The 13,556-nt window shown below is 46.3% G+C and carries 14 protein-coding genes; 12 read left to right on the top strand and 2 right to left on the bottom strand.

Annotated elements, in window-relative coordinates:
• The first annotated feature begins 8 nt into the window (after positions 1-8).
• From CWC33_RS01530 to CWC33_RS01475, 12 genes are all read left to right on the top strand, one after another.
• Positions 9-506 carry a hypothetical protein gene (locus CWC33_RS01530; RefSeq protein ID WP_100690505.1) on the top strand — a complete coding sequence of 166 codons (498 nt, stop codon included), beginning with the start codon at positions 9-11 and terminating at the stop codon, positions 504-506.
• 131 nt (positions 507-637) lie between these two features.
• Positions 638-961, top strand: coding sequence for a BolA family protein (locus CWC33_RS01525; protein ID WP_100690504.1), 324 nt, complete (start codon positions 638-640; stop codon positions 959-961).
• 85 nt (positions 962-1,046) lie between these two features.
• Positions 1,047-2,225, top strand: a complete 1,179-nt coding sequence (gene fabV, locus CWC33_RS01520) for an enoyl-ACP reductase FabV (protein ID WP_100690503.1) — start codon at positions 1,047-1,049, stop codon at positions 2,223-2,225.
• Between the two features lie 174 nt (positions 2,226-2,399).
• Positions 2,400-3,740 (top strand): Na(+)-translocating NADH-quinone reductase subunit A, encoded by a 1,341-nt coding sequence (locus tag CWC33_RS01515; RefSeq protein ID WP_100690502.1) that lies wholly within the window; start codon positions 2,400-2,402, stop codon positions 3,738-3,740.
• 2 nt (positions 3,741-3,742) lie between these two features.
• Complete coding sequence (locus tag CWC33_RS01510) at positions 3,743-4,945, top strand: NADH:ubiquinone reductase (Na(+)-transporting) subunit B (RefSeq protein ID WP_100690501.1); 1,203 nt, start codon at positions 3,743-3,745, stop codon at positions 4,943-4,945.
• Positions 4,938-5,714: a Na(+)-translocating NADH-quinone reductase subunit C gene (locus CWC33_RS01505; protein WP_100690500.1), complete on the top strand. Its 777-nt coding sequence runs from the start codon at positions 4,938-4,940 to the stop codon at positions 5,712-5,714. Before CWC33_RS01510 ends, CWC33_RS01505 begins: the two co-directional genes overlap by 8 nt.
• Positions 5,707-6,339: an NADH:ubiquinone reductase (Na(+)-transporting) subunit D gene (locus CWC33_RS01500; protein WP_053952883.1), complete on the top strand. Its 633-nt coding sequence runs from the start codon at positions 5,707-5,709 to the stop codon at positions 6,337-6,339. Before CWC33_RS01505 ends, CWC33_RS01500 begins: the two co-directional genes overlap by 8 nt.
• A gap of 5 nt (positions 6,340-6,344) precedes the next feature.
• Positions 6,345-6,953 (top strand): NADH:ubiquinone reductase (Na(+)-transporting) subunit E, encoded by a 609-nt coding sequence (gene nqrE / locus CWC33_RS01495; protein ID WP_100690499.1) that lies wholly within the window; start codon positions 6,345-6,347, stop codon positions 6,951-6,953.
• 40 nt (positions 6,954-6,993) lie between these two features.
• Positions 6,994-8,226 (top strand): NADH:ubiquinone reductase (Na(+)-transporting) subunit F, encoded by a 1,233-nt coding sequence (gene nqrF / locus CWC33_RS01490; protein WP_420038562.1) that lies wholly within the window; start codon positions 6,994-6,996, stop codon positions 8,224-8,226.
• Positions 8,227-8,340: 114 nt separating this feature from the next.
• Positions 8,341-9,267: an FAD:protein FMN transferase gene (locus CWC33_RS01485; RefSeq protein WP_232709814.1), complete on the top strand. Its 927-nt coding sequence runs from the start codon at positions 8,341-8,343 to the stop codon at positions 9,265-9,267.
• A 2-nt stretch (positions 9,268-9,269) separates the two neighbouring features.
• Positions 9,270-9,482: a (Na+)-NQR maturation NqrM gene (nqrM, locus tag CWC33_RS01480; protein WP_088768576.1), complete on the top strand. Its 213-nt coding sequence runs from the start codon at positions 9,270-9,272 to the stop codon at positions 9,480-9,482.
• Between the two features lie 62 nt (positions 9,483-9,544).
• The gene (locus tag CWC33_RS01475; protein WP_100690498.1) at positions 9,545-11,656 is read left to right on the top strand and encodes an aminotransferase class V-fold PLP-dependent enzyme; all 2,112 of its coding nucleotides are present in this window, start codon (positions 9,545-9,547) and stop codon (positions 11,654-11,656) included.
• Here CWC33_RS01475 and CWC33_RS01470 read toward each other — a convergent pair.
• Both CWC33_RS01470 and CWC33_RS01465 read right to left on the bottom strand, forming a co-directional pair.
• Positions 11,607-12,683 (bottom strand): WD40/YVTN/BNR-like repeat-containing protein, encoded by a 1,077-nt coding sequence (locus tag CWC33_RS01470; protein WP_232709813.1) that lies wholly within the window; start codon positions 12,681-12,683, stop codon positions 11,607-11,609. The two genes, CWC33_RS01475 and CWC33_RS01470, sit on opposite strands and share 50 nt — an antisense overlap.
• A gap of 73 nt (positions 12,684-12,756) precedes the next feature.
• On the bottom strand, positions 12,757-13,509 hold the full coding sequence (locus tag CWC33_RS01465; protein ID WP_100690497.1) for a YciK family oxidoreductase: 753 nt from the start codon (positions 13,507-13,509) through the stop codon (positions 12,757-12,759).
• Positions 13,510-13,556 lie beyond the last annotated feature (47 nt).

Genomic DNA, 13,556 nt, shown 5'->3' with positions numbered 1-13,556 from the left:
GCAGAAGAATGAAAAGTGGGTTATTTGCGTTAATGGCTTTGCTGGTGCTGGTTGGTTGTGAGCCGCAAAAAACAAACACTCTAAAAGAGGGCGAAATTATTTCGCTGGACCAGCAGCTGCTGCCAAACAGCGAGTGGCAAATTAGCCGTTCTGTTATTGAATTGAGTTTCTGTCGTGACCGGGTAAACGAAGACTTGCTTGCATCGGAGAGTGAGTTGCGAGGCTGGCGTGGTTCTGGTGAGCCGACTGCGTTTCCGCCTTACCGGGATGAAGGACTGGAGAAATTAGCGGAACTTTTGTCTAACCAATCCGTGTCTGACCAACGAATGTCCGGTCAACCAACATTATTGTGGCAAAAAGACGGTAATGTCAGTGCTCAGCGTTACTACGTTGCTATGCCGGCAAGCGCATCAAAAGGGGAGCTTGCGGACGCGGTATTTCCTATGGTTGCGTTCTTGTCGGCGTCTGACCAGGTATGCCATGTGGCAGTTGACGACTCATATTAAATCAAACAAACAACAGCAAACTTTATTTGCCGATTTTTCGTAGAGTTAGGGTAGTAAGCCGAAAAAACTCCTGCGAACGAACAGGAGTCTACTAGACTAGATATTAAGGCATTGAGTGCAGGAGAAAAGCCATGTCAGTAAGCTTAAAAATTGAAAATAAACTTCGCGATGCGTTTGCACCGGTGCACCTCGAGGTGCAGGATGAAAGTCATATGCACTCAGGTGGCCCTAATGCAGAGTCGCACTTCAAAGTTGTGTTGGTAACGCCCAAGTTTAGTGGCGAAAGGCTGATTAATCGACACCGGGCAGTGAATAAAATTTTAGCCGATGAGCTAATGAATGATATTCATGCGCTGGCGCTGCACACTTATACCGAAGGCGAGTGGGAACAGGTTTCTGGAACGACACCACGTTCGCCTAATTGCATGGGCGGCTCGAAAGTCGCAGCGCATTAAAGAAAAATTAAGCATGTCTGATGTGTTCCTGCGCTTTCATTGGTTACAATGGGGGAAATAATCCGGAAAAAGGGAACATATCGACATGGTTATTAAGCCTAAAATCAGAGGGTTTATTTGTACAAACGCACATCCGGTCGGCTGTGCCGAGAATGTAAAACGTCAAATTAGTTATATCAAGCAGCAACCTCCTATCGAAAACGCACCGAAAAATGTGCTTGTCATTGGGTGCTCCACTGGCTATGGGTTAGCGTCGCGCATCACCGCCGCTTTTGGTGGTCAAGCACATACGCTTGGCGTGTGTTTTGAAAAAGAACCGACAGAAAAGAAAACCGCCACCGCAGGTTGGTACAACACTGCTGCTTTTCATCAGGAAGCTGAGAAAGAAGGTCTTAAATTCCACTCAATCAATGGTGATGCGTTCTCAGATGAAATAAAACAAGAGAGCATCGAGTACATCAAAGACAACATGGGCAAAATTGATCTTGTTGTTTATAGCTTAGCATCACCTAAGCGCAAAGATCCTGAAAGCGGCGAGCTCTATTGCTCTGTGCTTAAGCCAATTGGTAAGCAATACACGACGAAAACCTATAATACCGATAAAGATCAGGTGCACGAAGTGACACTTGACCCGGCGACTGATGACGATATTGCAAATACCGTAAAAGTCATGGGTGGTGAAGACTGGGAGCGTTGGATTAAAGCTCTGCACGATGCAGACCTTCTGGCGAATGACTGTCAGACAACGGCTTATACCTATATCGGTAAGAAATTGACTTGGCCTATTTATGGTCATGCAACGATTGGTCGAGCAAAAGAAGATCTCGACAGAGCCTCATCTGCGCTAGATGACACTTATAAAGACGTTAACCTGAAAGCTTACGTGTCTTCGTTAAAAGCCCTGGTAACACAAGCCAGCTCAGCGATACCGGTTATGCCGCTTTATATTTCGCTAATCTATGGCGTAATGAAAGAAGAGGGTACGCACGAAGGCTGTATTGAGCAAATTTACCGATTGTTCACTGAGGGGCTTTATGCTGAAAACCCAGAGCTTGACGATGCAGGGCGCCTTCACATGGATGGTTATGAAACCAATGATAAAACACAAGCTAAAGTGGAAGCGCTTTGGGATAAGGTGACCCAGGAAAATTTCCACGATTTAGCGGACTACGAAGGTTACCACAACGACTTTTTAAACCTGTTTGGCTTTGGTTTTGAGAATGTTGACTACGATGCTGATGTAAATCCAAAAGTAAACTGGTAAGCGTTGTAGGAAAAATGCTAAAATTCCGACGATAAGTGTGGAAAACGTTTCAAGTTACCGGCAAAAAGACCCCTGGCTGGGGAAAGTTATGCCGGTAACTTTTTGATTTTTCAGGTTTCAGTCGTTTATGACTGGTTGTGATGAATCTTCCCTTAACGAGTAGTGCAAACGCATATGATTACGATCAAAAAAGGGCTGGACATCCCTATCAAAGGGGCGCCCCAGCAAAAGTTATCCGACGGTAAGGCCGTAACAACGGTTGCTACCCTAGGTGAAGAATACGTGGGTATGCGCCCAACCATGCACGTGAAAGTCGATGACCGCGTTAAAAAAGGTCAAATGATTTTCGAGGATAAGAAAAACCCTGGTGTCAAATACACTGCTCCCGGAGCTGGTGTAGTTAAAGACATTCTGCGTGGTGAGCGTCGTGTTTTACAAGCAGTAGTTATCGAACTGGATGGTGAAGAGCAAGTCACCTTTGATAAGTTCGAAAGCGATAAACTGACCTCGCTCGGTCGTGAAAAAGTGCAGGAGATACTGGTCGAATCGGGCCAATGGCCAGCACTGCGTACACGTCCTTACAGCAAGGCTCCGGCTTTGGATGCAGAGGCTACTGCCATCTTCGTTAATGCAATGGACTCGAATCCATTGGCTGGCGACCCGACGACTTTTATTGGTGAACACAAACAAGCATTTATCGATGGTTTGAAAGTGTTATCAAACCTGACAGAAGGCAAACTGTTTGTAGCGAAAGCTGGTGATGCTGAAGTTGATACTGGCGATGCCGATGTGACTCTGGAGTCTTTCCAGGGGCCACACCCGGCAGGCTTAGTGGGTACTCATATTCACTTCTTACAGCCTGCAAGCTTGCAGCGTCCCGTTTGGCACATTGGTTATCAGGACGTTATTGCTTACGGTAAATTGTTCACTACCGGTGAAATCTTTACTGATCGCATGGTCGCATTAGGCGGTGAAGGTGTGAAAGAGCCTCGCTTATTGCGCACTCGTATGGGCGCTAATTTGCACGAACTGACCGATGGTGAATTAGCTGGCGACAACCAGCGCATTATTTCTGGATCTGTTCTGCATGGTCATACAGCCGATGAAGCTCATGCGTGGTTAGGTCGTTTTCATAACCAAGTGAGCGTTATTCCTGAAGGTGATCACAAAGAGTTTCTTGGTTGGATACGCCCGGGCTCAGATTTGCACTCGGTTACTCGAGCTTACGCGGGGCATTTTAATCCGAAGAAATTATTCAGCATGACAACCTCAATGAATGGTTCGTCACGTTCAATGGTGCCAATTGGTAACTACGAACGCATTATGCCTTTGGATATTTTGCCAACCTTATTACTGCGCGACTTATTGTCTGGTGACACAGATGAAGGTCAACAACTGGGCTGCTTAGAGTTAGACGAAGAAGATCTGGCACTGTGCACCTACGTTTGCCCCGGTAAATACGAGTATGGACCGGTGTTGCGTGATTGTCTCACTAAGATTGAGAAAGAAGGCTAACCATGAGCTTGAAAGATACTCTTGAACGTATTGAGCCGCAGTTTGAAAAAGGCGGCAAATACGAGAAGTGGTATGCGCTTTACGAAGCAGTAGCCACAATTTTATACACGCCGGGTACAGTGACTAAGTCGAGTACACACGTGCGTGATCGCATCGACTTGAAACGCATCATGATTTTGGTGTGGATGATGACATTTCCGGCTATGTTCTGGGGAATGTATAACGTCGGTAACCAAGCGGCTATCGCACTAGCGGACGGCTATGCATTATCTGACGCATGGCAAGTCGGCTTGTTCCACTTATTAGGTGGTGAGTTTGGCGCTGACGCTGGCTGGGGAACCAAAATGTGGTATGGCGCCTGCTGGTACCTACCTATTTATGCGGTAACCTTTATTGTCGGTGGTTTCTGGGAAGTTCTGTTTGCGACCATTCGTAAGCACGAAGTTAACGAGGGTTTTTTCGTTACTTCAGTACTATTCTCATTAATTCTGCCAGCAACAACGCCTTTATGGCAGGTGGCTCTGGGTATCACCTTTGGTGTGGTTATCGGTAAGGAAATCTTCGGTGGTACCGGACGTAACTTCCTGAACCCGGCATTAACCGGTCGTGCGTTTTTATACTTTGCTTACCCGGCAAGCATGTCAGGCGACTCTATTTGGACAGCCGTAGATGGTTTCTCTGGTGCAACCAACTTGGGTGCTGCAGCGTTAGGCAACCTAAATTATGGCGACACGGCGCTTTGGTGGGATGCGTTCTTAGGCAACATTCAGGGCTCTGTCGGTGAAGTTTCAACACTGATGATTCTTATCGGTGGTTTAGCGCTTATTTACTTCCGCATTGCATCGTGGCGCATCGTTGCTGGTGTATTTGTTGGTATGGTGCTGTTCTCCGGCTTGCTTAACCTTATTGGTAGTGAAACAAATCCAATGTTTGCAATGCCGTGGTACTGGCACTTAGTGTTGGGTGGTTTCGCCTTTGCAATGATGTTTATGGCAACGGATCCGGTATCGGCCTCGTTCACCAATAAAGGTAAATTCGCCTACGGTCTGTTAATTGGTTTCATGACGGTGATGATTCGTGTCATTAACCCGGCATTCCCGGAAGGTATTATGCTGGCTATCTTGTTCGCGAACGTTTTTGCACCGCTGTTTGACTATTTTGTGGCACAGGCAAACATTAAACGGAGGTTAGCACGCAATGTCTAATAAGAATGAAAGCTTAGGCAAAACGATAGGTGTCGTGCTGGCGCTGTGTTTGGTGTGCTCTATTTTAGTAGCAGGATCAGCTGTGGCACTAAAACCAATGCAAGAGAAGAATGCGGCGCTTGCAATGCAACGTAACATTCTAAATGCAGCGGGTATTTTAGAATCAGGAATGGATATTCCTGCGGTGTATGACGAGCGTATTAAAGCGTTGGTTGTTAGTCTTAAAGACTATCAAGTCATGCAAGATAAAGACCCAAAAGAGTTTGATAACCGCAAAGCTGCTAACGACCCTGAAACCAGCACAAAGCTTGATAAAAGTGAAGATATCGCTGGTTTGGGCACCATGGAAAACATGACTGAAGTTTATTTAGTTATGAACGAATCAGGTGAACGTAACGGTGCAGTACTGCATATCCGTGGCCAAGGGCTATGGGGCACTATGTACGGCTTAATCTCTTTAGAAGATGATATGAGCACCGTGCGTGGCGTTCACTTCTATGAACACTCAGAGACACCGGGCTTAGGTGGGGAAATCACTAACCCAAGCTGGGTTAAAACCTGGGAAGGCAAAGAGCTTTACGGTGACGATGGAAAAGTGAAGTTTGATTTGGTTAAAGGTGGTGCTTCAGGTGAGCACGAAGTTGATGCGCTTTCTGGCGCTACTTTAACCAGCAATGGCGTAGACGCACTTATCGACTTTTGGATGAGCGACAAAGCTTACGGCCCATTGCTTGATAAACTTCGCAAAGGGGAGCTGAATAATGGCTAGTGCAAAAGAAATGAAGTCCGTACTGTTCGGGCCAATCTTCGCGAATAACCCCATTGCGTTGCAAATACTGGGTATTTGCTCCGCATTGGCGGTGACGTCAAAAATGAGCAACACCTTGGTTATGTGTATTGCACTGACGGCGGTTGTTGCTGCATCTAACTTCTTTATCTCGATTATCCGTAATCACATTCCTTCGAGTGTGCGGATTATCGTTCAAATGACGATTATTGCGAGTCTGGTTATCGTTGTTGACCAGGTTCTGCGCGCCTATGCTTATGAAATCTCTCGTGAGCTATCGGTATTCGTAGGTTTGATTATTACCAACTGTATCGTTATGGGACGTGCTGAAGCATATGCCATGAAGAGCACACCATTCATGTCGTTACTGGATGGTATCGGTAATGGTCTCGGTTACTCGGTTGTGCTGTTGGTGGTTGGTTTCATACGTGAGCTTTTCGGCTCAGGTAGCTTGTTCGATGTACAAATTCTGCCATTAGCATCAGAAGGCGGCTGGTACGAACCGGTTGGTTTGTTGCTAATGCCACCAAGTGCGTTCTTCATTATTGGCGGATTCATTTGGGTACTTCGTACTTTCCGTACAGAACAAGTAGAACCTAAGGAGTAAGAGCCATGGAACAGTATATCAACTTGTTTATTCGAGCTATTTTTATCGAAAACTTGGCACTGTCTTTCTTCTTAGGAATGTGTACGTTTCTTGCGGTTTCTAAGAAAGTTAAAACGGCATTTGGCTTGGGTGTTGCAGTTATCGTTGTACTGGGTATCTCGGTGCCGGTTAATAACTTGGTTTATCACAATATATTAGCGCCAGGTGCATTAGAGTGGGCTGGCTTTCCAGATGCAGACTTAAGCTTTCTGCGTTTCTTAACCTTTATCGGTGTGATTGCGGCATTGGTTCAAATTCTGGAGATGGCTTTGGACAAATACGTGCCGGCTTTATATAACGCGTTGGGTATTTTCCTGCCGTTAATTACCGTTAACTGTGCCATTTTTGGTGGTGTCTCGTTCATGGTTGAACGTGATTACAACTTTGGTGAGTCAGTGGTTTACGGTATTGGTAGTGGCGTTGGCTGGTGTTTAGCGATTGTCGCGCTTGCTGCTGTGCGTGAAAAACTCAAATATGCCGATGTACCTGATGGTTTGCGTGGCTTAGGCGCAACCTTCATGTCAGTAGGTTTGATTGGTTTAGGCTTTATGTCGTTCTCCGGCGTATCTCTTTAATCCAGTGTGTTGAATCAGTAAACGTTAAAGGTACGAATCGATGGATATTACTCTGATAGCGCTCGGTGTAGGGATGTTTACCATCATCGTACTGATTTTGGTGGCGATCATCATGTTCGCCAAATCAAAGTTGGTACCGCAGGGCGATGTAGAAATCCTGATTAACGAAGACGAAGAGAAGAAGATCGTAACGCAGCCAGGCACTAAACTGTTAGGCGCATTGGCAAATGCGGGCATCTTTGTATCTTCGGCCTGTGGCGGCGGTGGCTCTTGTGGTCAGTGCCGAGTCACTATTAAAGAAGGTGGCGGTGATATTCTGCCAACCGAACTTGACCATATTACTAAGCGTGAAGCACGTGAAGGTGTGCGTCTGTCTTGTCAGGTCAACGTTAAGCAAGACATGAAAATTGAACTGCCGGAAGAAATTTTCGGTATTAAAAAGTGGGATTGTACCGTTAAATCAAACGATAACGTGGCAACCTTTATCAAAGAGTTCGTTGTGCAGTTACCGGAAGGTGAAGAAGTGCCTTTCCGCGCTGGTGGTTACATTCAAATTGAAGCTCCACCGCATCATGTTAAGTACAAAGACTTCGATATTGCACCAGAATATCGTGGTGACTGGGAACGCTTTGGCTTCTTGGACGTTGAGTCTAAAGTTGACGAAGAAGTTGTTCGCGCATACTCAATGGCAAACTACCCTGAAGAAAAAGGCATCATTATGCTGAACGTTCGTTGTGCGACACCGCCACCGAATGACTTGAGCTTGCCAGCGGGTAAAATGTCTTCGTATATCTTCAGCCTTAAGCCAGGTGATGAAGTGACTATTTCTGGCCCATTTGGTGAGTTTTTCGCTAAAGAAACCGAAGCTGAAATGGTCTTCATTGGTGGTGGTGCAGGTATGGCGCCAATGCGTTCGCACATCTTTGACCAGTTACGTCGTCTAAACACTGATCGTAAAATCACGTTCTGGTATGGTGCGCGTTCACTGCGTGAGATGTTCTATGTTGAAGACTTCGACATGCTGCAAGAAGAAAATGATAACTTCGAATGGCATGTTGCCTTGTCTGATCCACAACCAGAAGACAACTGGGATGGTGACACAGGTTTCATTCATAACGTTTTATTCGAGCGTTATTTGAAAGATCACGAAGCTCCAGAAGACTGTGAGTTTTATATGTGTGGACCACCGGTTATGAACGCAGCATGTATTAACATGCTGAAAGATCTGGGTGTCGAAGATGAAAACATTATGTTAGATGACTTCGGTGGTTAATTGGTGATGCTGTCGAAATTATCGATTGTAAAATTATGGCTAGCTCTTTTAGGGCTAGCCTTTTTAGTCTCTTGCTCAGATGCGCCGGAGCGGATTGAGTTTAGGGGCGAGACAATGGGAACAACCTACAGTGTTGTTCTATTTAGTAAAGATCCGCGACATTCAGCGGACAAGATTCAAACGAAAGTCGACACCGTGTTAGAGCGCGTCAACGCCCAAATGTCGACTTACGATCCAAACTCTGAATTGTCACAGTTCAATCAGCTATCAAGTACGAGCCCGGTTGTTATTAGTCGTGATTTAGAAAGAGTGGTTAGCCGAGCGCTGGAAATCGCTCGCCAGACAGACGGTGCACTCGATATAACCGTAGGGCCATTAGTTAATTTGTGGGGCTTTGGGCCTAATGCCAAACCCGAACAACAGCCAACAGCTGAAGAGCTGTCCGTTATTTCTGAAAAAGTTGGCTTTGAGAAACTGAGTGTCAGTAACCATCAGTTGATCAAATCCCATCCCGAAATGTATGTCGATTTATCAACGATAGCCAAGGGGTATGGCGTTGATAAAGTTGGAAACTTAATGGAGCAGTTGGGGATTAATCAGTACCTCATTGAAATTGGTGGTGAAATTTTAGCGAAGGGTGGAAAGCCCGCTGACGAAAACTGGAAATTGGCGATTGAAAAGCCTATTTCTACGGAACGAGCTGTCCAGGAAATTGTCGAATTTAAAGAAGGCGCGTTAGCGACTTCCGGTGATTATCGAAACTATTTTGAAGAAGAAGGGCGTCGATACTCACATATTATTGACCCTGAAACAGGTAAGCCAATACAGCATAACTTGGTTTCTGTTTCGGTCTATGCGGACGATACAATGTCAGCAGATGCATATGCGACCGCTTTGCTGGTGATGGGAACTGAAAAAGCAAAAGCGTTTGCTGAAGAGAATCAACTCGCAGTTATGTTGATTTCTAAAACTGATGAGGGTTTTGAAGAATATGCCAGCAAATGGTTTAAGCCCTTATTAGTGAGCAATAAACAGGAGTAATCATGCAAACCTTTTTAATGGTATTTGCCTTATTTGTTTTAGTTGTTCTGGCAATGGCCATAGGTTATATGGTGCAACGCAAATCTATTTCAGGTAGCTGTGGTGGCATTAGTTCACTGGGCATGGACAAAGCTTGCGATTGCGATGAACCTTGCGATAAGCGCAAAGCTCGTATGAAAAAAGAGCAGCAGTGGAAAGAGAATCAGATTAATTGATCAAAAACCCCATAAAGGTTATAACGATATAACTTTTTGTTGTAGAAGCGAGTGGGGGAGAAATGAAACCGATAGATATTCAGACTAACGGTAACGAGTTGTATCTCGATTGTAACGCAACAACACCGGTTCTCCCTCAAATCGCTAAAGCTGTTTCACACACCATGGAAACGGTGTTCGGAAACCCATCCAGTAGCCACATTACCGGTCTCAAAGCTCGTTACATTCTAGACACCACACGACAAATGGCGCGTGAAGTCGTCGGCTTGGCACGAGGACGACTAATATTTACCAGCGGAGCCACTGAAGGTATTCAAACCGCAGTTGTATCGGCTATTTCGCACGCCATGAAAACGCGCCCCAGCGCTAAATACTTACTGTATGGAGCAACGGAACATAAAGCGGTTCCACAAGCGCTGGAACACTGGAATGAACTGTTAGGTTTGCATGCTGAATTGAAAGCGATTCCAGTAGACAGAGACGGCCGTTTAGATCTCGATTTTATAGCAAAACACGTCGGTGATGCCGCCATGATATGCACAATGGCTGTGAATAACGAAACCGGGGTTATCCAAGACCTGAATGCGTTGGAACGTACGATTAGGACGCACAACGCATCAATACCGTGGATGGTTGATTGCGTGCAAGCGTTAGGAAAATTGCAATTTTCACTGGATGATACGTCGATAGATTATGCGCCATTTTCAGGTCACAAGCTATACGGGCCCAAAGGCATCGGCTTCATGGCTGTTCGTGAAAAGGCACCATTCACCCCTTTGCTTATTGGCGGAGGGCAAGAGTCAGGGCAACGCTCCGGCACTGAAAACTTACCTGGTATTGCCGCGCTGAATGCGTTGTTTGAGTTACTTATTACTGAAAATGAGATACTGCATTCCGACCAAAGGTTGAAAGAATACCGTCGACAGCTATCTGAAAGTTTAAAAGCCGCATTTCCGACACTTGTGTTTAATCATAGCTTCGAACTCAGTGTACCAACGACGTTGAACTTTTCAGTTCGAGGTGTCGCCTCAAGAGACATTATGGATGTTTTTGATGCATGCGGTATTCGGGTGAGCGGGGGATCGGCATGCAGCTCAAAAGTCGTTGGTAGCTTTGTACTAAGAGCGATGGGGCTCGATGGCTGGCAAAGTGAATCCGCGATTCGCCTGTCGTTTGGTCCTGCGACATCGCAACAAGATATCGATGAAGCTTGTTACCGTATACGGCAAGCAGGGGACGCATTAAAGCACTCATGTTTGCTGATAGCCGATACCAATAATGACAATGATGCGGCTTTGGATGGCGTCGTTCAACTGAAGTACGACACGCATTGTTGCTATTTAGTGATCGATAAAATGGCAAAAGAGCTAGCTGTTATTGATCCACACCCCGCACTGTCTGCCCGTATAGAGAATATTGTTAATTGCCGTGGCTACAAGGTTAAGACGGTTTTAAGTACCGATTCAGGTTCAGATATTTCTGAAGCAGCAAAGCTACTAAGAGGGATTTTAAGGCTCGATACAAAAGCACATGATGTGTTTGGTTGGCCTGGTTTCAATGAACGCAATTGCGATGCCATTCCGGTAGACGCTCAGACCGATATTGATGGTTGCATTAAAGTAGGTGAAAGACGCCTGTTTAGGTTAGCTGGTGAGCAACCCGTGTTTGTTCTGAGTGAGCCTGCTCGCTTAAAAAGTGAGGTAAAAACCGATTTCGTTTTTTCAGGAAGTGCACCGCTTAATAGCTATCAGAGCTTAGTCTCTGTCAATGCGCTCGTTTGCCCGAAAGACGATCCCGAACATCATCTTGTTTACTCTTTATGTGAAACGATTGGGGATTGTGATCCTGGTGCCGATGTCAACATACCAATAGGTGAAACGGATGAGTTTTGGTGTCGGGATGACCTGGTTGTGATAGATGTAAGAGAGCGTCAGGAACATGTCGTATCCGATATTCCGTGCTCCGCAGAGGTCATTAATGTCCCTGTCACAGAAGCCATACAGTTCATTCATGACCACCAGGAGTTAAAAGACCGGGACATTATCTGTGTTTGTCGTTCGGGAAACCGGAGCGCCGTTGTTGCTAATGCTCTACAGCGCCATGGTTTTAAACAAACGCGTCATCTTATGGGAGGCTTGGCTCTTTTGAGCTCGCCGGCTGCCAAAGCAATTTAGCGATAAAACCGTCTTTGCCGACAAACCAACAGCTGATATTCCCGTGGCATTGTATGTTCCAGATGTTTTTATCAGACAATGGATGCCATTGACCGGAAGCAATATTTAGCGCGGCAGCACCTTGCGGGTTTGAGGTCAGTAACCAGTCGCCGTCGTGAGACACTTTACTAAGACTGTATAGCGCACCACTAAGCGGTGGTTCAGGCAGGGCTTTAAATGTTTTATTTGAGTAATGCCATAAACGAGCAGCTTCTTGCTCGTTATTTTCTTCATTGAGAGAGCCACCAGCGATATAAAAATTGTCTTCATCGTCAGGCCAGACGCTGGTGATGCCTGCCATAGGACCTGCTTGCATCGGAGAGTCGATAACTTTAAAACGAATACCGAAGGATCCTTTAACCAGCACACGTGCTTTATCTGCGTTACCTGTTGCTATCATCCAAGTGTCATTATTAAAGCGAGCGCAGCTTCCACTGGAAGCGAAGCCCCCTTCGTTAGACTGCGGAGGCTCAGCAACAGCAGAACGTACTTGCATCCAATTGCGGCCATCGGCGCTTCGAACCATACGCCATTCGTCACCCACACTATCGCCGTGAACCCAAGCCTCACCGCTCGGAGCTAAAGCCATACAATTGAAGAAAGAATCACCTTCACCGCGATAACGTAAACGCCAACTGTTGCCACCATTGTCGGTGTAATAAATGCGAGACTGACCGCCGTTTCCAACACTCATCGCATAAGCGCGGCGGTCATCAATGGCCTCGATATCACGAAACTGAAGGTCTGCCGGACCTGGTTGGAAGTACTGCCAGCTTTTTCCGGCATCGGTTGAGCGAGCAACCGTTCCGTTTTCACCGGCAACCCAAATGGTATTTCGGCTGACTGGGCTTATGCCAATCCATAGCTGATCATTTATTGTGTCGAGTACTTCGAGCTCTGGCGGTGCGGCTGCGGAGCCAAAAGTTGAAGCTCCGCTCAATAATGCCGCGGCGCAGCATGCGTTTCGTATTAGCTTCGTCGTCGCCATTGTTATAACCCGTTATTAACAGTTGCTAGCGAGTGTAGCACGCGTAATGAACCCAGAGCTACATCAAAGCGACTTACTGCGCGTCAAAGCAAATGCCATTGTCGTGTTTGCTATCATCACTCATTAAATAAAGGTACGTTGGCATAAGGTCAGAAGGTGTTTTCAGGCTTTTTGGGTCTTCCGCCGGGTAAGCTTTTGAACGCATGCTAGTGCGCGTTGCGCCGGGATTAATTACGTTCGTGCGTAGCTTTGTGCCCTCGTATTCGTCTGCTATTACTTGTGCCATACCCTCAGTGGCAAATTTACTGACAGAATATGTGCCCCAGTATGCACGGCCTTTGCGTCCGACACCTGACGACGTGAATACTAAAGAAGCGCTTGGCGCTTTCTCCATGACCGGAATAAGCGCCTGAGTCATGGCGAATTGGCCGGTGACATTCACTTGCATTATTTCGTCCCAGCTGTCTTTCTCTATGTGGGTAAATGGCGACAAAATACCAAGCAAGCCAGCGTTATGCAGAACACCGTCGAGTTTACCGAACTGGTCTTGAATAGTTGCCGCCATATCACGGTAGTGAGACGGCGTAGCACCTTTTAAATCCAGAGGAATGATAGCCGGCTGCGGGTACCCCGCTTCAACAATGGCATCATAGACGGCTTCGAGTTTCGCGACAGTGCGGCCTAATAGTATGACGGTCGCACCGTGTTTAGCGAAGGTTATTGCGGCTTCTTTACCAATGCCGTCGCCAGCACCTGTGACTAAAATAACTTTGTCTTTCAAAAGGTCCGGTGTCGCTTTGTAATCGTGTACGGTTTTAATTTTCATAACTGTTTTCTAATACCATTGGACTGTGGTCGGGTGAGTAGGCTATT

The organism is Idiomarina sp. X4 (assembly GCF_002808045.1).
GTDB lineage: Bacteria > Pseudomonadota > Gammaproteobacteria > Enterobacterales > Alteromonadaceae > Idiomarina.
This window is presented reverse-complemented; position numbering and strand designations above follow the sequence as displayed.